At 60.5% G+C, this 22,862-nt stretch carries 13 protein-coding genes and 3 pseudogenes; 7 read left to right on the top strand and 9 right to left on the bottom strand.

The features are described from left to right. Positions 1-117 (top strand): annotated as a pseudogene (locus G3N64_RS24930) (IS5/IS1182 family transposase); the annotation flags it as partial. Between the two features lie 247 nt (positions 118-364). Continuing rightward, positions 365-751 carry a hypothetical protein gene (locus G3N64_RS24925; protein WP_205786291.1) on the top strand — a complete coding sequence of 129 codons (387 nt, stop codon included), beginning with the start codon at positions 365-367 and terminating at the stop codon, positions 749-751. Between the two features lie 454 nt (positions 752-1,205). Here the strand turns inward: G3N64_RS24925 and G3N64_RS24920 are convergent, their stop codons facing one another. From G3N64_RS24920 to G3N64_RS24900, 5 genes and pseudogenes are all read right to left on the bottom strand, one after another. Continuing rightward, complete coding sequence (locus G3N64_RS24920) at positions 1,206-1,883, bottom strand: NUDIX hydrolase (RefSeq protein WP_205786290.1); 678 nt, start codon at positions 1,881-1,883, stop codon at positions 1,206-1,208. A 101-nt stretch (positions 1,884-1,984) separates the two neighbouring features. Then, positions 1,985-4,099: a trypsin-like peptidase domain-containing protein gene (locus G3N64_RS24915; protein WP_205786289.1), complete on the bottom strand. Its 2,115-nt coding sequence runs from the start codon at positions 4,097-4,099 to the stop codon at positions 1,985-1,987. 358 nt (positions 4,100-4,457) lie between these two features. After that, positions 4,458-5,231: an IS21-like element ISBcen13 family helper ATPase IstB gene (gene istB / locus G3N64_RS24910; RefSeq protein ID WP_124616384.1), complete on the bottom strand. Its 774-nt coding sequence runs from the start codon at positions 5,229-5,231 to the stop codon at positions 4,458-4,460. Continuing rightward, positions 5,228-5,713 (bottom strand): annotated as a pseudogene (gene istA / locus G3N64_RS24905) (IS21-like element ISBcen13 family transposase); the annotation flags it as partial. The gene istB and the pseudogene istA, both read right to left, overlap by 4 nt. A 40-nt stretch (positions 5,714-5,753) precedes the next feature. Next, on the bottom strand, positions 5,754-8,735 hold the full coding sequence (locus G3N64_RS24900; RefSeq protein ID WP_205786288.1) for a Tn3 family transposase: 2,982 nt from the start codon (positions 8,733-8,735) through the stop codon (positions 5,754-5,756). 172 nt (positions 8,736-8,907) lie between these two features. On the opposite strand from G3N64_RS24900, the gene G3N64_RS24895 reads away from it, so the two are divergent. Further along, the gene (locus G3N64_RS24895; RefSeq protein ID WP_205786287.1) at positions 8,908-9,207 is read left to right on the top strand and encodes a hypothetical protein; all 300 of its coding nucleotides are present in this window, start codon (positions 8,908-8,910) and stop codon (positions 9,205-9,207) included. A 167-nt stretch (positions 9,208-9,374) separates the two neighbouring features. On the opposite strand, the gene G3N64_RS24890 is transcribed toward G3N64_RS24895, so the two are convergent. Both G3N64_RS24890 and G3N64_RS24885 read right to left on the bottom strand, forming a co-directional pair. Continuing rightward, positions 9,375-11,540 (bottom strand): glycoside hydrolase family 70 protein, encoded by a 2,166-nt coding sequence (locus G3N64_RS24890; protein WP_205786286.1) that lies wholly within the window; start codon positions 11,538-11,540, stop codon positions 9,375-9,377. Between the two features lie 550 nt (positions 11,541-12,090). Then, the gene (locus G3N64_RS24885; RefSeq protein ID WP_205786285.1) at positions 12,091-14,721 is read right to left on the bottom strand and encodes a glycoside hydrolase family 15 protein; all 2,631 of its coding nucleotides are present in this window, start codon (positions 14,719-14,721) and stop codon (positions 12,091-12,093) included. A 285-nt stretch (positions 14,722-15,006) separates the two neighbouring features. Here G3N64_RS24885 and G3N64_RS24880 point away from each other — a divergent pair, with 285 nt between their 5' ends. Beyond that, positions 15,007-16,698, top strand: coding sequence for a phage integrase family protein (locus G3N64_RS24880; protein WP_205786284.1), 1,692 nt, complete (start codon positions 15,007-15,009; stop codon positions 16,696-16,698). A gap of 175 nt (positions 16,699-16,873) precedes the next feature. On the opposite strand, the gene G3N64_RS24875 is transcribed toward G3N64_RS24880, so the two are convergent. Beyond that, positions 16,874-17,791, bottom strand: a complete 918-nt coding sequence (locus G3N64_RS24875; RefSeq protein ID WP_205786283.1) for a tyrosine-type recombinase/integrase — start codon at positions 17,789-17,791, stop codon at positions 16,874-16,876. Positions 17,792-18,029: 238 nt separating this feature from the next. Between G3N64_RS24875 and G3N64_RS24870 the strand changes: the two are divergent. The 3 genes and pseudogenes from G3N64_RS24870 to G3N64_RS24860 form a co-directional block, all read left to right on the top strand. Continuing rightward, positions 18,030-18,287 (top strand): annotated as a pseudogene (locus G3N64_RS24870) (phage integrase family protein); the annotation flags it as partial. A gap of 198 nt (positions 18,288-18,485) precedes the next feature. Then, entirely contained in the window at positions 18,486-20,000 is a 1,515-nt protein-coding gene (locus tag G3N64_RS24865) for an ATP-binding protein (RefSeq protein WP_346778838.1), read from the top strand. Between the two features lie 288 nt (positions 20,001-20,288). Beyond that, a complete protein-coding gene (locus tag G3N64_RS24860) occupies positions 20,289-21,386 on the top strand; it encodes a sensor histidine kinase (protein WP_241021192.1) in 1,098 nt (365 codons plus the stop codon). A 372-nt stretch (positions 21,387-21,758) separates the two neighbouring features. Here the strand turns inward: G3N64_RS24860 and G3N64_RS24855 are convergent, their stop codons facing one another. Then, a complete protein-coding gene (locus G3N64_RS24855; RefSeq protein ID WP_205786282.1) occupies positions 21,759-22,856 on the bottom strand; it encodes a porin in 1,098 nt (365 codons plus the stop codon). Positions 22,857-22,862: the final 6 nt, after the last annotated feature.

The raw sequence follows: 22,862 nt of genomic DNA, 5'->3' as shown, positions 1-22,862 counted from the left end.
TTTCGTCGCCTACGCACTCGCTTCGAGCGACGTGCCGACATTCACGAAGCATTCCTGAAACTCGGTTGCTCGCTTGTCTGTTGGAACATCTTCAGGCGTATCGAGCAGCCTTTTTGAACTGGCCTCTTAGTTACTCCTAGACGCGGACAAGCCACTACCTCGATGCCGCGCTTCCTCACCAAATGTAGGAGCTTGAGCGCATTACCCGTGGGCTTCTTCTGACCAATCTACCACTTCTGCCCTGTTGGGCGATGTCCCTCAGTCTGTTGAACGCGTGAGGCGAAGGTAGCGGTTCCTTTCGCCTAGATGAGAGCATCCAGGGGCCTAGCGAGCAAAGAAGGGGACCACGGAGATGAAGTCTCGCATGAAACCCGCGCTGCGGTCGCTGCCAGCTGCTCAAGTGCAGATCTCGTTGCCTGGTTTCCTGTGCAGGGCGTTCTGCGCAACGTGCGCCACTCCTTTCTGGGGCCTGTGCATCGATGCGGGCCAGCAGGTGCTGTCAGCCTTTATGAAGGCTGACCGTGTCGCGCTGTGCGGCCCCAAGGGCGTGCCGGATGCCGGGCGGCGTGCTGCGCGCAGCGGCAGCACCGCCAGCCAGATCGTGCTGGACGGCCGGTGCATCGCCGTGCGCCGACCGCGGGCGCGCTCGAGGGGGGATGGCGAACTGGCCTTGCCCAGCTTCGAGTTGGCAGCCGGCTGCGATCCACTGGACGTCGCCACGCTTGACCCAGCACGCCTTCTGACCCGGTGAACGACCGCTTGGAAGGCAAGTAGTCCTTTGGAGAAGCGAACTCGGATGTCCGCAATCAGCCTTGACCAGCCACTGGCTGTGACGAAGCGAGCGACAGCTTCTGGCCGAGAGGAGTCGGACGCCGTCGGCCCGAATGTCCCGCGACACCACTTTTCTACTATAGGTGCTTGCGCCTGAGGCAAAGAGAGTCCGTCTGAACTCATCGCGTCCACCGGCCATGCGGCGCGCTGGGAATCGAGCTAAAAATCAGGACGTTACCGCTGGAACGCTTGATCCACTACGCGAATTAACAAATTTAATGCGCGCGCAGGCGAGTTGACGACTTTATTTTGCTGGGACCGCCAGTAAAGTCGTCAATTCGCGGGCCAGAGGCCTTGATCCACGAGGATTCCGGAGTGACGGAATTGTTTTGCTCTACGACCGGGTGCCCGGCAAAACGCGCAAGGTAACGCGCCTACGCACTCAAGTCGAAGATGTCGACGCGCATATATTTGAGTATTTCGTAATACCAGCCTATTGCTTGATTTCCCTTCCACTTTTGGATCGTCTTCCACTGATTTTCATTTTTGATATTCCAGCAAGCAACCGCATCGAGTTCATTGTCCATCGGCCACGGGGAAATATTCTCCCTATTGACGTAATCCATGACCTGGGCTCGCTTCGTATATTTTTCCTTGATTATTTGGGCAACGATCTTGTTCGAGTTTGGAAAGGAATAAGACGATATCGTACTGTACGTGCTCGCCACGTCCCCGACATCTGCAAGAAAGTATGCGGCGGAGTATGAGTTGCCTTCGAAAGACCGTATTATTGTCCTGGTAGACACGGCACTCGGCGGCAAGTTGATACCGGTCTCCTCCAGGAATTCGCGTCTGGCGCATTTTTCCGTGTCGTTTTCGTCGTTTCTGCCGCCAGGCAGCGCATTCAATCCGCCGCCTTTTTTCTGGGTCAAATCAATTCCGTTGTAATTGACCGTTTCTCCATTTTCGCTTAAATAATAGTACGCTTTAGTGCGTTTCGTGGCGATAAGAAATGTGCCGACCTTGTCGTACAAGACCGCATAGGCAGGAGGTTTGGCCTTTGCATCGGAAATGCCATCCTTGTCGTGCGTAACTGTCGGATCAGAAGACATGATCGCCCTCAATTTATAATGTGGATTGAAATGCCGCTCGGCGCGCAACCGGCGCCGGGCGGCAAGACTGGCACAGCGCATTGCTTCGCAAGCACCCGGACTCAGGCCAATTCCGGCTCCGCATCCCACTCGTCGGCGATGGTGGCAAAATCATCGGCCGTCCGGCCCTCGATCCAGCCAACCATGTTGGCCCTGACCGTCTCGTTGATTCGACAGCCGATGTTGGCGGCCGCACGGCTACCGACATGAATGCCGTAGATGCACCACTGGCCGGCGTCATCCTGGGCGACGATCGCGGAACCGCTTTGCCCCTGCGCGGTGGAAATCCTGTAGCCCAGGAGTGTCGGCGTGACATCGGTCAGTGACCCGGTGGCAGTCCACATCGTTTTCGCCGGTTGCTTGTCGCTCGGATAGCCTGCGATCCGGACGGGTGTCGTCTGCAAAACCCTGTCGGCGGCAACTTTCAGCGTGTACCTGGTCAAGTCGTCGGGCACTGCCGTGGCCAACCTGATGATCCCGTAATCCAGGCTGTCGTCCAGTTCATTCTGCTCGAAGGCCGCCGGATAGTAGACCTTGTTGGCGGTGAAACGGCCATACGGGTGATCTGCGCTGCCGTTGTTGGCCGGGTAGAACCGGATCGCTGCCGCGCGGCCGCCGCAAGCGGAATCGAACAGATTGTGGGCAGAAGTCGCAACATGGGTGTCGTCCACAAGCGTCGCGGTTCCGAGATACGTCTGCCCGTCGGGAAACAGAATTTCCAGCATGCCGACGCCGTTCCACGGCGAGATTCGGGTGTTGGACACCCGCGTGCGGGTATCCGGCGGGAATACCGCGTGGACGATATGCGAACGCGACTCGAGCGGCGTCGACCAGGATGCAACGAGTTCCTGTTCCCGCTGTGCCAACAGGTGCAGCGCCTCTTCCTCGCTCAAGACCTCCGTGCTTGCGGGGTCGAGGTTCTTCTTGCTTTCGGTCAGGTTGATCGTGTTTAGAAGCTCCAGCATCTCCGAGAATTGCTGAACCGTCCACGTGCCGTCCTCCACCTTCTTCAGGTATTCGAGCACCTTCTTGTCCTTTGCCGCGACTTCCTTGCGGATCCGGCTTTGCAGCCCATCGGACTTGGTCTTAGTGATGCAACCCGCGGCCTTCAATTGCAGATCGTAGAAGTGTGATTGCGTCGACGCGGTGCACGGAAGTGCCAACGCCATATTGCCGTTGAAGGCAACGGGTAGCCGCCCTTCGAACTCCACCCGGTTCTTGAATTCGATCGACTGCTTGAACGTATTGGAGGCAAACGACATGTTGATGCTGACGGAGTAGGGCAACAGGCCGGCGCCCAACCCGTCTGACGAAGGCGACGGTGGCTCCTGAGGCGTCGGATTCGGTTCGAACTTGAACAAACCTTCTCCGGCAGCCGCCTGCTGGTTGATGGCTTCGAATAAGGTCTTGGTGGATTCCAGCAGCTGCCAGCCGAACTCCTTGCCACCACCACCCTGAATGTATTTGATCTTGACGATCCCCTTCTTTTGCATGTCCTGCGTGATCTTGTCGAAGCTGGCACTGCCGATGTTCAGCCATCCGATCCGGGCACTCGCTCCGAATTGACTGCGCGTGTATTCCCAGACTTGGGACAGGTCTGCCGTGAGTTCGGCGACCCACGGGTCGGCAAGCAGTTCGCACGTGCCGTAGAAATTGACGCCGATATCGGGGTTGCTTTTCTGTTCGTCCGAGCCTTGCAGCCCTACCAGCTCGGCAAACAGGCTATTGCCTGAGGAGACGTTAAAGCCGAACTGCGTGCCGACCTGGAAATGCTCCGGGAAAGTGATGCTGCTGCGCCCCCCGATTTCAACGACATCCGTCGCGATGATGGGCTGGACAGTCACATCTTCGAGCACCAGCGGCACCAGGGAAACATTTTTGACTTTGTATTTCCGTTTTGCCTCGGCCACAATCGCGTCGCGCTGTTTTTTGGTGACGTCGGCAACACCTTGCCCGCTGACTACCGCCCCGACAACGCTCTGATAGTTGCGATTCCCGACGTCAATGAAATACGGTTTAGCGTTGATCCCGTAATATTTCACCTCATAGTTTCGGATCGTCTCTCCGCTGACCGGATCGATGCGAGTGGGAAAATAATGAAATGTTTCCAGGCTTTCGCTGTCCTGATAGGCAATCACACCGTCCTTCGCACAAGACCTATTTAAGCGCGCAACCATCTTGTTTCTCCTGTGACTTTGGTTTTGGGCGCGACACGTGAAATATCGCGCCCGATATAAATATCCCGCCGTACACAGCAAATCCATTACATCCCATTACAGCATGGCGATACAACCCGTCTACCCGGATCTGGGGGGGTGTTGCATGAAGCGGTGAACACGCGGCCGGCTCCCTCCTCGCCTCAGTCGCATCGCGCGCCAGGTGCGCCAGCAGTTCGCGTTGCACCACGTCCGGCATCAGCAGGCGGACACGGTCGCTGCGATGGAACTGCTCGACACGCCGCAGCAAGCCTGTCAAACGCATTTGAAATTTGAGCCACTTCGCGCCTGATCGCGCAAAGTAAAACTGAGCCAGTCGTTACCTCTTCGATGACGAAACGTGGCCGGCTTGGCGTTGCTGTTTCAGTCTGTAGCTGTCTCCTTTGATCTGGATGATGTGGGCGTGGTGCAGGATGCGGTCGAGCATCGCGGCAGTCAGTGTGGTGTTGCCGCCGAAGGTTTCGTCCCACTGCGCAAACGGAAGGTTGCTGGTCAGGATCATCGACCCGCGCTCGTAGCGCTTGGCGACGATCTGGAAGAAGTGGCTAGCCTGATCCCCCGAGAGCGGCAGATAGCCGATCTCGTCGACGATGAGCAACCTCGGGCCGAGAATGTTGTGCCGAAGTACGGCGTCGTATCGCTCCTGTCGGCGTGCGGCCTCGAGCTGCAACATCAGATCCGCCGCCGTAATGAACTTCGTCTTGATGCCGGCCTGCGTTGCGGCGTATCCGATGGCGATCGCGAGGTGGGTCTTGCCCACGCCTGACGGACCAAGCAGCACAGCGTTCTCGCCTCGCTCGATGAAGCGCAGGGTGGCAAGCTCATCGATCGTCTTGCGCGGCGCCCCGACGGCGAAACTGTAGTCGTAGTCATCGAGCGTCTTGATGGCGGGGAACCCGGCCATGCGCACCAGTGTTTGCCGCGAACGAACTTGCCTCGTCTCTCGTTCGTGAGCGAGCGCATTCTCGAGGAAATCGAGGAAGCTCCATTGCTTGGCCGCTGCATCGCTCGCCAGAGCGACGTATCGTTGCATGAGCCCCTCGAGCTTCAGGCTCTGGCAGTGCCCGTCGATGCGTTCCTGCTGCAGGTTCATGCGCGCACCTCGGTCAGCAATTGCTGGTAGACGGACAACGGGTGCTGGATCGACATTGCGGGGTCAACGCGCGGCCGAGCGACGGCGCGAGCCGGCAATCGGGGCACCGCGTAGCCAGGCATATCGCGCAAGCAAGCCCGTTCTCGTTGCTCCAGCAGAATTGCGGGTGCCAGCCCAGTAACCGGATGCACGCGCTGATTGGCCACGTCGCGCAGCCATTTACTCACCTCGACGTTCGCAGTCACGGCGTCGAGCATCAAGCCGGATTGCTTGAGCTGGCTGGCCAGCGGCACATAGAAATTGCCGCGCAGATAGCGGTGGAATCGCTCGACCTTACCCTTGGTCTGCGCACGGTACGGTTGGCACAGCCTGGGCAGGAAGCCGTACCGCTTGGCCAGGTCGAGCAACCCGGCGTGCCAGCGGTGTTGACCGTCACCATACGCATCGCGCTCGACAACGATGGTCTTGGCGTTGTCGTAAAGAGGATCGGCCGGGATTCGTGAAATTATCGCCAAAATGGCCTTAAGCCGCTGATTCAAAAGAAAAATCGATGCTTGGATCGAGAGGTGATGCCCTCCGCTGGAGATCCAGTAGATAGGAGCCGAGCCGGTTGATGTGCTCGCGTCGATATGGCGAGAGAGCCTGCAATACTTCGGCGTCGATCGGCAGCCCCTTGTCCTGCAGCGCCTTGAGTTTGCGCGACATCCACTGCACGTTGTACAGAATCACCATGTTCGCGACGAGCTGGTTGTATTTGATGACCTTGCGCTGCTCGTGCCGGATATTTTCGGCGATCACTTCACCGCCGAACATCAGCCACTTCGCAAAGTCGTTGAACTGCTCGCTCTTGTTCGTCGCCGCGTGAATGGTCTGGCGCATTTCCGGATCGTCGATGTAGCGAAGCAGGAACATCGTGCGGATCACACGGCCGAGTTCGCGAAAGGCAAAGTACAGCTTGTTCTTGACGCTCTCGGAACCGAGGCGGCGCAGGATCGTTGACGGTGTCATCCGTCCCGCCTTGATCGAGACCGCGACGCGCAGCATGTCGGGGAAATGCCGCTCGATCAGCCCCCAATCGATGCTCGCCCGGAACAGCGATTCGATGTTCTTGTAGCGCCGGCGCCGGTCGGCCTTGTAGAACACCAGTTCCTTGATGTCCCGGATCCGAGGCATAAGATTGATCCCGAGCAGATGCGCGAGTGCGAACACCGGCGCGCTCTGCGCATGCGTGTCTCCATGCACGGTGTCCGGCTGTACGTCGGAGGCGTTCTTGATCAGGCCGTCGAGGATATACACCGCCTCGTGCACGCCGCACGGGATGAAGTGGCTGAACAGCGCGATGTACATGTCGGACACGTGGTAGTAGCCGATCCCGCCATAGCCGCCGTAGCGGATGTGATATTCCGACAGCAGGTTCTGCTCGTACAGATTCCACTTCGTGCCGTCGGCCGACACCCGTTTGCCCGAACCCCAGAATTTCGGCAATGCGAACCGGTTGTACGCGTTGACCACCTTGACGGTCGCCTTGTCGAGCCGTTCCTCGGTGACGTGCTTTAGGTTCAGCCACGCGACCTGCTTGCGGCTCAGATTCTTGACCGAACGCGCCGTTTGCGTCGGCCCGAGATTACAGCCATAGCAGAAAAGCGTCGTGATGAAGCGTTTGCGCGGGTCGTCAACCTTCGCCTCGAATCCCGAGAGCGGCCCGAAGAGTCGGTGCAAATCGAGCCATTGCTCGGTTTCGGTGAGGATATCGAGGATGCTGACCGGTCGCATTGAAGCGGTTACCGCTTGGTCGATCAGGGTTCGGTTGGGCGGGTCGGGTTTCTTCTCGAGCCGATGGAGGATAAGGCCCTGCGCGCCGATCTCAACGTGGTCGTTTTCCGGGAAGCCTGCTTCTACCTTGTCGGCCAGCGCGCCGAGCTCGTCCTTCAGTTGCTGGACGAAGGCATGGCTGTCGACTGGGAAGTCCACAAGCTCGCTGTAGCGCGGCAATTCCTCGCGGAATTCGTCCCACGACACCTGGTGTTCGCGGGGATCGTCATATTGATCGCTGCCTTCGACAAAAATGTCGCCGGAATTGAGTTCCCGCATGACCTGGCTGAACACGCAGAGCTCAAAGTACTTCCGGTGCAGCAGACGCGCCGCTCGGCCATTCGGCAACACGCATCGCTCCCACTTCTCCGGGAGCCAGTCGAGCGGCAATTGCGCGAGATCGCCGTCGCTTAGCAACAGATATACACGTCGCGACGTACGCAGTTGCTTGATCCACTCGAGTGCCCGAAGCAATGCATCGTCCTGCGAGCTTGGTTTCAGTGACAGTTGCTCTGCGCATTGGAACAGCAACGACCGCAGGTTCTTGTACGGCGCGAGCAGGAACGGAAAGATATGATTGCCGGCTTGCGCGATATGTTCGTTGCAGCGAATCAGGACGGCATCGGGATCGTCGTTCAATGCGGCACGCATCTGCGCGATGCGCATGGCCGCGGGCGTTTCGTCGTCCTGCAGCACGTTCAGGACGTCGCGAAACTGGCTGACAAGCGACTGCAACTGGTCGGCATGCGCGAGCTGGTACTGCTGAAGCCGCAGCTTGGCGGTATGTTCGAGATTGCGCACGGTCTTTATGAAAATCTCGGCGACGTCATCGAGCGCTTTCTGGCGTTGCGCGAGCATGAACAACAGCGCGAGCGTGTAGCGCTTGGCGGGCTTGAGCGCCCGCATTTCGTGCACGTCGAGCGCGCGTGCTTCGGTGACGAACTGCATGCGCTTGGCAACCGAGAGCGTGCTCGGCACGGGCGGCAGGCCGTCCGCCAATGCGTTCACGGCCTGCATATGCTCGAGGAAACTGGCGATCTCCCGTGGACCAGGCCGCTTCGGCTCGCGCTTGAGTTCGTCCCACTGTGTTCGGCCGCGCCGGACCAGAAACAGCGCGTCGACACGGGCCTTCAAATCATCATCGAGAGAGTCGACGAAGGCGCGATAAATCGATTCATGGAGTTGGCTGCGGGCGTGGCTGGCAATTCGGGTGAGCATCGCTAGCGGCGGTAGTTCGTAGCGGCGCCGAACCAGCTCTTCCAGCATCACGTTGACGATGTCCGGCAATTCCGCCTTGGTCCGGGCCGTGTATGCAGCGATATCGGCCAACCATGCGTGTGTGCTGCTGTCGATGGGGAGAATCCGGACGAACTCACGGAGGATTTTCTGGTGCCGGGATTTGCTGCCTGATCGGTCGTAGCGCCCGAGGGTCGTGCGTGGCAGCGAACGAACGCCGAGCACGGCACAAACATGTTCGATGATGGCCGGCGGCACGTCCGAGATCACGGGCATGTACCCGAGCCGCTGTAGCAATTTCAGTTGCGTGAGGATCAGTACGCGCGTAGGCGCCTGACGGAATTGACCAAAGGCGAACCGGATCTCCGCCGCGCTGGGCGTGTAGACCGTTTGCAATTCCGCCTCGTCCAGTTCCGCCGGGAGTACCGGGTACGCTGGTTCGTGAATGTTGATCATCGATGCTCCTCGGTCCAGGCAGACCTTGCAGTGCTGGCCGGTGGGGACCCCGGCAGATTGAGTCGCCCCGACAATACCGCCGGTCGGCATCGCTCATGCACAGGATCCGGTCGATGGTGCCCGAGACAGTTCGTCGCCCAGCGCAGAAATCTGATCCTGCAGCACCGACAGCTTGGAGATCGCCGAGCGACACACCCTGGCCGCGGCGCTCCCGCTGGTCGAGCAAAGCGAATGCGCGCTGTCAGCGCCGGTTGCCAAGATTCTCGCGCAGTCGCTGACAGCCGTATTCAGTGTGATCATCGACGAGATCGGTCAAGCGATGAAAGACGGTGGTGACCTGAGCGTAGTGATCGAGTCGTTGCGTGCACATGTCTACGTCGCCCTCCATCACCTGGCGACGGGCCATATATGCGGCCTGAATCCAATGTCTCGGGCGAGGCGACGCAAGTTCCGTCGGCTGTTGCCGATGTGAGGATATCGGTGATACCGCACAACAGCCAGCACGGTCGCTGCGACGTGTTTCACTAGACCCCCGCTCATTTCGGCCGGCTCAGGCTCGTGTAGTGACCCTGATGGTTTCGAGCCACCGCGGCGCGATCGAAGGACCGCGCCGCGGTACTCGTCATTCAGCCACGTCTATCAGCTTGCGTATCCCATCATCGAGCCTTCCCCCTCGGAGGTTGGCACCCAGACCCCGAGATAGCCGCGCACTTGTGGTGTCGAAGATCCGGTCACGTGCACGGTGAGCACGCCGCGCCCATCGGTCTGCAGGCGCTCGGGCCACTGTCCGAACATGTTGGTGAAGGTCTGGTTGGCGTGCTGCAGACCCATATCGACGCGAATCGTTGCATCCGTCGCCGGATTGTTGCCGATCACGGTTGCCACGCCTGTTCCTCGATCCGTTCCGACGCGCACACTTGCGAATAGATCTTGTCCGGCAACGGACGGCGATGTGTTCGTCTTGTAATACGTCACCACCTGCGCGCCCGCCACGAATTTCTGGCGAATCTTGAGCAGTCGCGTGATCGCGTCGTAATACGGCGTCTTCGTCGACACGTAGGCCTTGTCGCTCTCGTAGAGGTCGCCGTAGAAGATCGTAGGCACCGTGTCCTTGTTCGTCAGAAGCACGGCATAGGCGGAGGGCACGTTGTATGGAGCGTATTGCTTGACGGCCTGCTTTCGGTCGTTGTCGTAGACCGCCATTTGTGCGAGCTGCACCGCCGCGTCCGGCGTGTACCCGGCCTTCTGCGTCGGTGGCACCGGGATCTTCTCGATCACGTTGTGCTCCTGGTCGTGGTTCGTGACGAACGACCAGTTCGGAATGGCCGTGCCGACACCAAAGCGCGCCTGCCCGACGATCGATTTCGCGAAGATATCGCTGAGCGGCCCCCCCGGATTCGCCTGTCCCAGCGTGTTGTACATCGTGTAATAAAGAGTGCCGTCGTAGCCCAGCTGGCCGTTCCCGTTGCTGTTCTCGAACGCGCTCTGCGGATCGACGTACGACTCGATCACGCTCAAGTGATTGTTCATGTCGTGGCCGTAGCGCCCCGACATCAATTGCGCCGACTGCCTCAGGATGTCCGTGTTGTAGTGGCCGGCTGCATCGAATCGGAACCCGTCAAAACCATACTTGTCGAGCAGGAAACGTTGCCAGTTAAGCGTCTCGGATTGGACGGTGTTGTTGCTGTTGTCGATGTCGGTGCCGAGCAGAAACTCGTACTGAAGGACGTTCTTGTTAACGTCCCCGTTATTCGGCTTGTTGAAGCGGAATGCCGCCGCACCCGCTTCCGATGATGCCGAATAGCCCGGCTGCAGCGCAAGGTAATCGTTGGTCGCCTTTGTCACGGCATCGGTATTGCCATTGATGATGCTCTGGCGCACCGCATCATCGCTGTTGCCCGGGAAGCCGTGTGCGCGCATGTAAGTAAGGTAGGGCTGGACTGTCGCATCGCGGCGCGGATCAACATAGTAGAGCAAATACGGCCGATACACCGGCACGGCCGTGGCCGCACTTTGGGCCGCGTAATCGCCGTCGACCGATAGATAGGTGTCGATCGTGTTCAGCGCGCCGACGCGCGCCGCATCAGTGGCGGCGAGCCATGCTGGCAGATGGTTTCGCGCATCGCCTGGCCCGTAGTAGCGGTACGGCGCGCCGGCGCCGTCGACCATGATGCGATCGACGCCGAGCGCCTGCGGCGACGTGCCGTTTTCATACTTCGCCTGCCATTGCTTGATCAAGCCGTATTGCTTTTGACCAAGCCCGCCGCCCTTCGAATACCCGGGGTACAACACATTGCTGACGGACGGATTGGTCGGATTTCCAAAAATGTCGACCGCTGTCACGCTTGCCACTTCGCGTTGCGAGAAGAACATCTGGTTCGGGACGATGTCGGCGATTGCATTGATGCGCTGCCGGTGCATGCTTTCGATCGCCTCGCGAAGCTGAGCGCCGGTCCCATATTTCGTCGCGATGGCGTTGCCGCGCCCCTGTGGAAATTCGCCAAGATCGTAACGGTCGATTACCGCGTAGCCTTCACTGAATCGCCCGTCGTTCAATGGGCGATACGGCGGCGCAAACCATACATCGGTAATGCCGAGATTCCGTAGCTCGGGCGCTTGCCGCGCAAGCGTCTTGTATGCCGTTCCATCGTAAGGTTGATAGAAGGCAAAATCCTGATAAATCACATGCTTGTCGAGGGTTGCGTTTGATACGAAGATCGGTGCGTTTGCATCTGCAGCTGAGGCGGTAGCCGATGCGAGAAGCCCGACAGCAATCGCAACTAATTTTTTCGGCGTACTAATCATATGCTCTCCAAACCATTTATACGACGATTTTCCCTCGAACGGAGGCGCAGGCCGCGTATCGAGAAATAGCGGACCATGGCCGTGCTGCAGGGCTAGGGTTTGCCCGGGCAGCAGCCGTCTGTCGCCTCTTTGTTCCTCGTCGGAATCGACTGTTGTTGTATGAATCAGATGGCACTCGGAAGGGACGTCATTTTCAATGTCCTTTCGCGAGGGCGATTGAATGTCGGATGATTCAAATCCGCTTGACGAATAGAATCATACCTCTAATTTTGTGTCAAATAATTGAATTGGCCTGGAAATCGCGATTGGATTTATCGCTCAAACATTGATTCGCAGGCAACGCACGTCGCCACCTCGTGGCAGCTTTTGTATTGTGCCGGACGCGTCGAATCTGGAAATAAATGCCGCAATACGTTCTAGTCGGAAATTAATTCCATCTTTAGCTCTCGATTCAAATTCATGGCGACCGTCGGAGTGGCGATTCTCCGACAGGAGTGAATTGGCGCTCCGCCCCATATTGGCGAGCGGGCACCGCGACGCTCGCAAGACATCACCAGTTGACCTTGTCGTTCAACGTCACGGCACCTGACGCTGGCGTCGTCAGCATGCGGTTGCGACTGCCTGGAAGGTTTTCCCACGTCACGCTGCCATCACCGTTCTTTCGATAATATTTGTACAGAATCGGCGTGTTTCCGCGCAGGTTGACGGTATTGCTCCAGACTGGATAGCGCGACGGGTCAACGGGCAGTCCAAGGTTCGTGTTCCAGTTGCCGAGTGCGTCGCCATTGCCTGTCACGTACATATATTGTCCGGGCTGCGTGCTGGCGGTGACGTTGATTGCAACCGCGACTTGACCAGCAGGCGGCGGAATGACGCAATTGCTGTAGCGTGCGCAGACCGCAGATGGAATATCGACCACCTTTCCGGCCTGAGTCGACGCAAGCAGGCTGATGTATTCACCCATCGCCCAATTCAACGGGGCCATTGACTTGGTTGGCGTCCCTGCCGTGTACGACGACGGGGTCACGACTTGCCAGTTTCCGGGCAACGCGGTGCTATTGGGCCAGATCTGCTCCGGAATGAAGCCTTCTCGCGTCGCGAACGAACGGATCGCATTCAGATATGGGCTGCCGGCCGCGCCGCTGCCGCTGCTTGCGATCGAATACATGCCGCGTTCCGCGGTGAAGATCGGCCACAATCGACCTACGCCGGTGCCGTCATAATTGCTGCCGTCGTTGTGTTCACCATAGCCGTCGAAGTTGTAGCGGAACCATGCGGGACGCTGTCCGTCGATCGTCTGCTTCACGACCGAGTCGTATGCGCCGAGTGTTGCGACGATGGTCGGATCGTTCGCGCGTTTGACACCCATGCGCACGAGCTCAAGAAAGCCGCCGTCGACGACTGCGCGTTCGTCATGCACACCACCGCCGTTGCCGATCGTAAATACTTGCCCTGAATCGGGATAGCTGGCGGGGTTGTAGACTTGCGGCCCGCTCCCCGTTCCACTCATGTTGGCCGGGTTGATGCGGACGTAGTAATGACCGTTGCCATACGAGCCCGTGTTCGTGTAGGTCCATGCGGTCAGGTTCTGCTGCCAGTAATCGGCGGTTGCCAGATAATTGCCTGCCCGGATCGGGTCGCCGTTGTCCCGCGCAATTTGCGCAGCCGCGACCAGGCCGGCAACTTCCGCTGCAATAGTCGAAGGCGAGTAGCCGGAATTCTCTTCCCAGCGGTCCTGGAACGTCCATGGCCCTTTGGCGGCCAGATAGTCGGCAGTCAGGCGAATATTCGACCAAAGAGGGTTGTACACCGCCGCGCCGAGGCGCCATGCAAGCAGAATCGGCATGGCCTGCTCGTCCATTTGCGTGCCTTGCCAGTATTGCCATCCACTGACCCAGGCATTCTGTGGAAACCGACCGATGCGGCTGTATCCTTGCGGGCAGCCCGGTGCGTTGTACTCGGCGACTCCGCAGTCGGCTTTCTGCTGTAGTGTCTTAAAAAGATAGTTGACAACCGACGTGGGCGTGGCGGTGTCCCCGGCAGTGATCAGCGCATTGGCAAACTTGAACAGGTCGCGCGACCAAACCAGATGGTACCCGCCGCTGTTGGCGTCGGTCTGGGTTTCACCCCATGGCGTGCCGATGCCGGCAATCATCGCGCCGTTGCTCTTGTCCTGCATGGCTTTGAGCGTCATGGCGGCCAGATAGTATTCGTTGTCGGCGGCATTGCCCTGCGTCGACAGGCCTGCCGCATACGTGTGCCAGCTCTCGTCATACTGTGCGCGCAACCGCTCGAGGTCGTCCCCGAGCGTGCCGTTTGCCGTCGCCATCGCATTGCCGACCGATGTGCTATCGAAGGCCAGCGCGATATCGAACGATATCGCCGTGTCGGTCCGCGTCCCGAAGTCGAGCCAGCCCATTTGGGCGACGTTGCCATTGGTTGCCGACGAATACGTCCAGTTCATTTGCCGGTCCGGCGATGTGCCGCCTAGCAAGTCCGTCCAGCCGTCGCTTTTGCCGACGAAGCCGTTCGACACCATCGCAACGCCGTCCTGCTTTTTCCATGGCAACGATGTGGCGAGCGCAGAATAGCGCGTGTTGCGGTTGGCAATCAGCATCGTCTTGCCGTTGCCCGCCGTGGCGGTATATGCGGAGTTCCCCATCCCGGAATTGTCCAGGCTCGGCTTGAACAGCAGATACAGGTTGTGATCGCTCAGTCGGGTGCCGTTCAGCGCCTGGAACGTGACGCGTTCAATCAACGCGTTGCGCGAGGGATCAGTGAAGACTGTTTTCACGATCCGCCAGTTGTGGGCCGCATTGCCAGTCGTGACTCGCCAGCTCATCGTATGCGGATCGGATTGCGCGGCCGTGTATGTCTGGCGCTTTTCTTCGTCAATGTAGGTCCCGGCGCGATCTCCGACAAGGAATTGCAGATCAACTGAGTCAGGCGTGTCAAGGACGGGGTAGTACACCTCGGACACAATCCCTCGATAACCCGTAAAGTAGACTCGCGACGCGTTCGCATTCACTGCCGTTCCCAGGAACGATTTCTGGGCGGGCGCGCGCGTCGCTGTGACGCCGGGGTTGCCGAACGCTTCGCCGGAAGTTGTGGCGGACGCAATAAGAGGCAGAGTCGCCACCGCGATCGCGGTCGCAGATCGCAAAAGATTGTCGAATCGCATGATCTGCTATGTCTCCTCGAACAGTCGTGGTTGGGCTGCACGGCACACGCAAACGTTAGCAATCGATAGAAATGTAGTCAAGCTACATTGGAAATGTAGTTTAAATTTAATTTCCATTACAACTCATCGATGTCGAGCGTGCGACTCCGTCATAGGCGCCCGCTGATATCGACCGTAAGGTTGCCTGACAGTATCGACAGAAAGGCAGTCGTTATCATTTGAACGATGACGGACCGATAACGGATATTATCGGTCCGTCATCGTTTTTACTCCAAACTGGTGATCATGAAAACGCGCGAGACTCTTCCCGTCGACGACAACGCACCCGACTTCCCGGACGATGCCGAACTCGCGGCGCTGCGTGGTTGGTACGCCGGTCTGGACGCGCGGTCCGCCATTGCACGCTATCTTGGCGATCGCCGAGAAGCGGGAATCTCGTCGCGCGGTATCCTCGGCCAGATTCGCCGGCGGCTCGTTGCGTATGCGCAGGCTCGACACCGTGCCGACCTGGCGGTCGCGTTCGTCGTTCGTCCGACGAGCACGTCGGGCGACAGCGTGGCCCGCGCAATCGAGGCACTTCGCAACCTCCCCGTGCCGGCACCGCTGATCACCGACGCGATCGATCTGTGGCTGCCATCCCGCATGGTCGAGGCGCTGCACGCACATGGGATTCGGACGCTGGCTGATCTGACCGTGCGGATTCCGCGACGCCGCCGTTGGTGGTCGGCGATCGCGGGACTCGGTGTCGCCGGCGCGCGCCGCATCGAGGAATTCTTTGCTACCTACCCGGCACTGACAGAACGGGCGCGGGTGTTGATCGTTGCCGCGCCCGTTGGCGACATCGTGCCGTGGGAACGGCTGCGCGTGCCGCACGAGGTCGACGGCTCGCTCGGCCAGTTTCGCGCGCCGCGAACCGCCTGCCTGCTAAACGCCTCGAACGACTACGAAGCGGTCCAATCCTGGCTGTCGCTGCATGAGTCGGTCGCCACGCAGCGGGCCTACCGAAAAGAGGCCGAACGCCTGATTCTATGGACCATTATCGAACGCGGCCGCGCACTGTCGTCGCTGATGACCGACGACGCGATCGCGTATCGCGGTTTCCTGCGGCAACCAACGCCACGCGAGCGCTGGGTCGGGCCATCGCGGCCGCGGCATAGCATCGAGTGGCGGCCGTTCACGGGCCCGCTGTCCGCTCGCTCCGCCGCGTACGCACTGAACGTCCTGTCGGCGCTGTTTCGCTGGCTGGTCGAACAGCGCTACGTGCTCGCAAATCCGTTCGCCGGCGTCAAGATCAAGAGCCACGCGCAGCGTGCGGGACTGGACGTGTCCCGCGGCTTCTCGGAAGGTGAGTGGCTGTTGATCCGCACGCTCGCCGACGGCCTCGAGTGGTCATACGGCTGGAGCGTGTCGGCGGCCCAGCGCCTACGATTCCTGCTGGACTTCGGCTATGCGACCGGCCTGCGCGCGAGCGAGCTGGTCGGCGCGACGCTTGGCGACATCCGTCGCGACGAGCGTGGAGATCATTGGTTGCACGTGCTCGGCAAGGGTGGCAAGCCCGGCAAGGTGACGCTACCGGCGCTTGCAAGAGCCGCCTTGGATCAGTATCTCGTGCAGCGTGGACTGCCGGTCACGCCGGCACGCTGGAATCCGGTAACGCCGCTCGTCGCCAGTCTTGAGGAGGATGGCTCCGGCATCGAGCCGCGGCGGCTCTGGCGCGTGTTGCGCCGGTTCTTCGTGCTGGTGGCCGACGCGATTCAGGACGAACGGCCCGCGACGGCTGAGAAGTTGCGCCGCGCGAGCCCCCACTGGATGCGTCACACGCACGCGTCGCACGCGCTGGCGCGGGGCGCCGAGTTGATCATGGTGCGCGACAACCTGCGCCATGCGTCAATCTCGACGACGTCGACCTATCTGCACAGCGACGAAGTGCAGAGGGCTCGCCAGTTTGATCAGGCGTTCGGGGCCCACAAGAGATAACGCCGCATCAGACCGACGATGCCAAACTGATAAATATATAGAATTTCTCCATGAAATCATCGATTTAAGGTGTTTTTGGCGAAAATTTCACGATTATGCTCAGCACCGGATTATGCGTAGCGGCGGCCGTAACGCATTGAGTGACGGACGTCTTGGGCCACCGCGGTGAACATAATCACAGACTCTCGAGGAACGCCATCACCTTGTCGGTCGCACGAAACCGCGGAGCGGTCTGTCCTGCTGGCTGAAGCCGATTCAGCGCCTTCTCCTTCAGGGCGAGATCGGCTTCCATGTAGATGTGCGTCGTGTCGAGATGCTCATGACCGAGCCAAAGCGCGATCACGCTCATGTCGACACCCGACTGCAATAGATGCATGGCCGTCGTGTGCCGGACGACATGGGGCGAGACGTGCTTCCCGCTCAAGGCAGGACAAGCGTCGGTCGCGCGCGAGACGGCTTTTTGCAGGATCGTGTCGACGCCGTTGCGTGTCAGCTTCTCGCCGCGATAGTTCGTGCCCCGGACGCGGATAATGCCGTTGCCCCAGTCGATATCATCAAGCATGAGCTTGGTCACTTCGGCGGCTCGCATCCCTGTTCTCGCGAGCAGGAGGACGATCGCCGTATTGCGCAGTGGCTGGCGCGTATCGCCGCTTGCAGCGAATGAGATCACTCGATCGACCTCATCGGTCGACAGGCAAGCAGGCAGAGTAGCGTGGCGCCAGCGTCGGATTCGCGGTACGGCGCCCTCGAGCGCGGGTGCGACCCACCCCTTGACGGCGAGGAAGCGCAGCATGGCCCGCAGCGCGACGAATGGCGCATTCGACGGTCGTCGTGTCGTCGATGAAAGCTCGTGGCATGCATACGCGCGAAGCGCATCCGCTGACAAGTGCTGCCATTGCAGTGGAGCGTCCGAAATCCATTCGAGCAGGAAGTGCCTCACGAACCGGACATACTTCCGGCGTGTGCCGCCCGCCAGACCGCGGACGGCGTCGAGGAAAGCGTCGAACTCATCGAGAAACTGAGCGACTTCAGCGTTTGGCGCCGGGAGCGCTGTGGGGGTAGGCCTGCCCGACCGTGGGTGCGACTGTGACATTCTTCTTCTCCTGCCGGCCACCATGGCCGGTAGAAGAAGTTCAGAACATTATGCGAAGCGTTGCCACCCGGCCGCAGACGTCGGGCCGCGCGTCACGAAGCCGCACCAAGATCGAACTCGTGTCGCTGCGCATAATCTGGCCCTGAGCATAATCGTGAATATGCGAAGCTTCGCATATTCACGAATCCCGGCCGACCCTCGCGTTCGTCGACAGTCCTTCGAATCGGTGGCGGACGTCGTTGCCCGGGCCATCGACGCGCTGCGGCACCTCCCGGTGCCCGAGCCTCACATATCGGACGAGATTGGCACATGGTTATCGCTGCGCATTGTGGCAGCCCTGCAGGCCCACGGCATCCGAACGTTTGTGGACCTAACCGTGCGGATTCGTCGGCGCTGCCGCTTGTGGTCGGCGATCGACGGTCTCGGCGTCGCCGGCGCACGAGATATCGAAGCTTTCTTTGCGGCGCATCTGGCGCTGACTGAGCGGGCACTCGCGCAAAAAGAGCGTTGCTAGTGCTGGCGCAGGTTGAGGCGCACCTGAATCAAGCTCCGTTTGCGTAGAGGTTTCTCCATGTTCGACCGACAGGCCCCTTGCATGCGCTCGGCGTGCATCGGACCATGGAGACTCGCAGTGATTCAGAAGCCCGAATCAACACCGGCGGCGTCGCCCAGCCTCGCCGCAGGCGCGACCGCCATCCTGCACCATCAACTCGGCGAATTGCGGTTTCAAGCCGTCGTCGAGTCCATTACCGATTGCGCGATTTGCCTGCTCGACCGCCGTGGCACCGTCGCGACGTGGAACGCCGGCGCCGAATTGACGACGGGGTATCACGCGGACGAGGTCATCGGCCGCCATTTTTCGTGCCTTTATCCGGCCGAAGCCGTCGAGGCGGATCGGCCAATGCGGGGGCTCGACGAGGTGGCCAGCTCGCCCCGCTTTGAAGAGGAAGGGTGGCGAGTACGCAAGGACGGGTTGCGCTTCTGGGCGCACGTCACCATCGCCGCTGTTCGTGACCCTGCCGTGCAGCTTTGCGGATTCATCAAGATCATGCGCGACATCACGGAACGCAAGCGCCTGGCCGAACTGACGGCATCGACCCACCGGCTCCATCTGTTCATCGCAACGCTGGGCCACGAGCTACGCAATCACCTCGCGCCATTGCGCTACTCGGTCGGCATCTTACAGACGGCGCCCGATCTCGCTCCCGACGTGGCCCAGTGTCGCGACGCGATCGATCGGCAGCTCGGGCAGTTCGCACGATTGGCAGACGACCTGCTGGACCTCGGCCGCATCGCGGCCGGCAAGGTGAAGTTGGACATCCGCGTGGTCACGGCAGGCGATATCGTGACCCGCGCGGTCGAAAGTGTTCAGGCAAAAACCAATGCACGTGGGCAGCATATCGACGTCGCGCTCCCGGCCGGCGAGATTAACCTCCGTGGCGACCGGGCCCGACTGGTTCAGGTGCTGCATCACCTGCTCGATAACGCATCCAAGTTTGCTCCGCGGGGTAGCCAGATCGACGTGGCAGCGCTGGCCGAGGGCGGCACCATTGAGATCCGCGTGACAGACCGCGGTCCTGGCATCGCTCCGAGCGCGCTCGTCTCGATCTTCGATCTGTTCGATCAACAAGGTGCGGTGAGCGCCCCGCCCCCCGTCAGGCTTGGACTCGGTCTAGCGCTTTGTCGGTCGTTTGTCCGCTTGCACGGCGGCTCGATCTTTGCGGAAAGCCCCGGCCGCGGCCAAGGTGCGACATTCGTCGCGCGGCTGCCGACCACGAGCGAAGCAATTTCGCGAGCCGCACCGCTGAGAGGGGACACCGATACGGTGCTGATGCCGCTGCGGATTGTCGTGGTCGATGATGACCACGATACGGCCAATACGCTCAGCGTCCTGCTGCAGGCGGAAGGGCACGCGCCCCGGGTGGCCTACGATGCGTACGACGCACTACGGTTGGCGCGCACCTACCGGCCGCATCTGATGTTGATCGACCTGTCGATGCCCCACGTCGACGGTTTTGAGTTACTTCGCCGGCTAAGGTCGGCCGAGGGGTTTGCCGGCACCCATTTCGTCGCGGTGTCGGGCTACATACGTCCGGCCGATCACGAGCGCACCCAGCACGCCGGCTTCGACGCCCATCTGACGAAACGGGTCGAGATGCACGCGCTGGAGGAAGTCCTGCTGCGCGCCGGGAAGGTGCCGCATCGCTGAGCGGCGGCACTGGTGGTGGGATCCAGCGCCCCCATCCCCGTCCGGCGCCGTTCGACTCAACTTTAGTCGAAACATACGCTCGCGCAGCTAATGTGGTAATCATCCTCCGGTGCCGCGAAATTCCCGAAAACGCACCCGCAGGAAGGCTGAGCGGGGAAATCAATTTCAACGGCGCTGCTTCGGCCCTAATAGCGCAGCCATTCCCGCTCGCGTTGCATGGCAAAACCGTAACGCTCCGCCTACACTACGCGACGTAGGTGACCCGTCTTAAAACGACCGGAGGCGCGCATGACGCTCGCCGATTTCATCGAGGCCAACCTCACGGACCTGGTTCAGGACTGGACCGATTATGCAAAAGCGATCAGCGCGCAGGGCCATCCGCTGACTCAGACGCAACTGCGTGACGCCGGCGCCGAGATCCTCCACGCGATCGCCGCGAACATGCGGATCCCGCAAAGCGTGGCCCAGCAACAGGCAAAGTCGCATGGCTCCCACGACCCGTCGTCAGCGTTTAACTTGACGGCGGGCAGCCACGCGAATCTGCGTGTAGTCCAAGGTTTCGACATCAACGATGTGGTGGCGGAATTCCGGGCCCTGCGGGCCGCCGTGCTGCGGCGCTGGGCTAGGTCACAGCCAGCGCCGTCCGTCGAAATGCTGGACGAGCTGACGCGGTTCGACGAGGCGATCGACCAGGCCGTCGCCGAGTCGGTGCGAGCCCATAGCACGCGGGTCGACCATGGTCGCGATCTTTTCGTGGCCGTGCTCGCGCACGATCTGCGTTCGCCCCTTGGCGCCATTACCAATAGCGCCTACGTGCTCCGTCATGCGCCCGGCGCGCCCGAGTCGTCGCAGAAAATGGTTGCCGTGGTGGAGCGGGCGGCCATCCGAATGCAGGCGATGCTCGACGATTTGCTCGTGTTCACGCGAACCCGCCTGAGCGACGCCTTGCCACTGCGCCTCGAGCCAGTCGATCTGCACGCGCTCGTGGCCGAGGCGGCCGCCGAACTCCGGTGCTCGTTCCCGACCATCGAGCTGGATCTGCAGTTGATCGGCACGCTCGCTGGCTCTTGGGATCGCCGGCGCGTGCTGCAATTGCTGGTTAACCTGCTGGTCAACGCGGCCCGCTATGGCGACGGCCGGATTTCGCTCGGTGCCCATGCCGGCTTCGGCCGGCTCATGATCACCGTGTTCAATACGGGCCAGCCCATTCCTCTCGAACTATTGCCCACCTTGTTTGACCCGCTGACGCGAAGCCGCTTGCCCAGTCGAGACGGTCATGCGGCCGGGATAGGGTTGGGCCTGTACATCTGTAAGAGCATCGCGCACGCCCATGGGGGCGAGAGATCCAGGTCGAGTCGTCTCGTCAAGGCACCACCTTCACCGTGACCCTGCCAATGGCGGGGTAGGAGCGGAAAAGGGTCCAGCTGCCTGCCCGCTCGGCCGATGGCACCGGCCGCCTAGACACGACATTAGTTGAAACTTAGCCACAACTTCAGTTGTGTGAGCGGCCGCTACGAGCACGTCGTAGGGTGTGTGAAATGTAGCTAGACTGATAGTTTTCTCGAAGTCGGTCGCAGCGCGCCTTGAAAGGCGAAGCCTGGGGCTGCTGACACAAGTCCTCATCGGGGCGAGAACAGATGATGGCGAAGCCATGTGAAAGGAGCGCGGAATGAATGTCGAATCGACGCTCGAAACAGCCTATGACGCTCGATGGGAGACATACTGGCACACACAACGAATTTGGCCCGGCGTGGGAAGTCAGAACGATGTCCGGACGCCTGCAGTGACTGCCCACGGATCAAACCCTGCCTTCACGGTCGACGCTGCGCTGCTGAGAAGCGCGAAGCCTTGCTTCGAATGGCGGTTGTTTCGGATCGTCGTCGCGAAGCCATACAGCTGCGTGCGCTTGGACAGGTAGTACACGTAACCCAAGTCGCACGCGATCGCGATCGCATTGCCGTTCTCGATACGTCGCGACACGCCGACGTTGATGTCGCCGAAACCGACGCGCACGCGTGCGTTGAGCAGCGCGGCCGACGCAAACCACCCGGTTCCGTCGGTGCGCCTCGAATACACGTAGTTCCCGCCCACTACCATGCGGCCGAAATCGTACGCCGCCGCCAGCACATGCGTGAGCTGCGACGACGCGTCGGATGCCGCAGTGCTCGCATAATACTGATAGCGGTTGAAACCGTAGCCGACTAGCACGCCGTTCTTCGCATACTGGATGTTTGCGCCGACGTTGCGCCCATTCAGCGTTTGCCCCGCCGGGTCCTGTGCGCCGAACGAATAGCCGATCTCGCTCGACCATCCGTCGAGCGTTTCGGGCGTCCGGTAGCGCACCGCGTTCCGGTAGAACCCGCCCGTGCCGCTCGAGCCAAGCGTCGTCGTGTGTTCGAGCGACATAATCGCGGCCGGATTCGCGAGCCCGTAGGTGCCGACATCGGACGCGAGAAACACCCAGTAGATCGGCAGATACAGATAGCCAGCGTCGATGCTGCCGAACGGCCCCGATAGCCCGACCGATGCGCCGCGACTGAACTCCGTCGCACCGCCGCCCACCCCGGTGTAGGTATTGAAGCCCGTTTCGAGCCGGAAGTTCGCACGATAGCCGCCGCCGAGATCCTCCTTGCCGAGCAGCCCGAAGCGCGATGCCTGCAAGTTTCCGCTCGCCGCCGACGCGGTCGCGCCGGTCGCGCTGTTGAAGCGGCCGTACTGCACGGCTGCATCGACGATGCCGTATATCACCAGCGTCGACTGCGCGTGCGCGGTGTGGCCGGCGCAGGCGAGCGCGACGGCACCCGCCGTACGCAGCCCGGTTTTCAACCGGGGCGTGAAGCGAAGACGCCAGCGCACTGCAGC

Source organism: Burkholderia sp. Ac-20344 (genome assembly GCF_017104975.1).
GTDB lineage: Bacteria > Pseudomonadota > Gammaproteobacteria > Burkholderiales > Burkholderiaceae > Burkholderia.
This window is presented reverse-complemented; position numbering and strand designations above follow the sequence as displayed.

Bases quoted from the DNA above. Each gene is read 5' to 3' on its own strand.
- G3N64_RS24860 (WP_241021192.1), top strand. From the start codon at position 20,289: ATGACGCTCGCCGATTTCATCGAGGCCAACCTCACGGACCTGGTTCAG.
- G3N64_RS24900 (WP_205786288.1), bottom strand. From the start codon at position 8,735: ATGATCAACATTCACGAACCAGCGTACCCGGTACTCCCGGCGGAACTG.
- G3N64_RS24880 (WP_205786284.1), top strand. From the start codon at position 15,007: ATGAAAACGCGCGAGACTCTTCCCGTCGACGACAACGCACCCGACTTC.
- istB (WP_124616384.1), bottom strand. From the start codon at position 5,231: ATGAACCTGCAGCAGGAACGCATCGACGGGCACTGCCAGAGCCTGAAG.
- G3N64_RS24875 (WP_205786283.1), bottom strand. From the start codon at position 17,791: ATGTCACAGTCGCACCCACGGTCGGGCAGGCCTACCCCCACAGCGCTC.
- G3N64_RS24885 (WP_205786285.1), bottom strand. From the start codon at position 14,721: ATGCGATTCGACAATCTTTTGCGATCTGCGACCGCGATCGCGGTGGCG.
- G3N64_RS24915 (WP_205786289.1), bottom strand. From the start codon at position 4,099: ATGGTTGCGCGCTTAAATAGGTCTTGTGCGAAGGACGGTGTGATTGCC.
- G3N64_RS24925 (WP_205786291.1), top strand. From the start codon at position 365: ATGAAACCCGCGCTGCGGTCGCTGCCAGCTGCTCAAGTGCAGATCTCG.
- G3N64_RS24890 (WP_205786286.1), bottom strand. From the start codon at position 11,540: ATGATTAGTACGCCGAAAAAATTAGTTGCGATTGCTGTCGGGCTTCTC.
- G3N64_RS24920 (WP_205786290.1), bottom strand. From the start codon at position 1,883: ATGTCTTCTGATCCGACAGTTACGCACGACAAGGATGGCATTTCCGAT.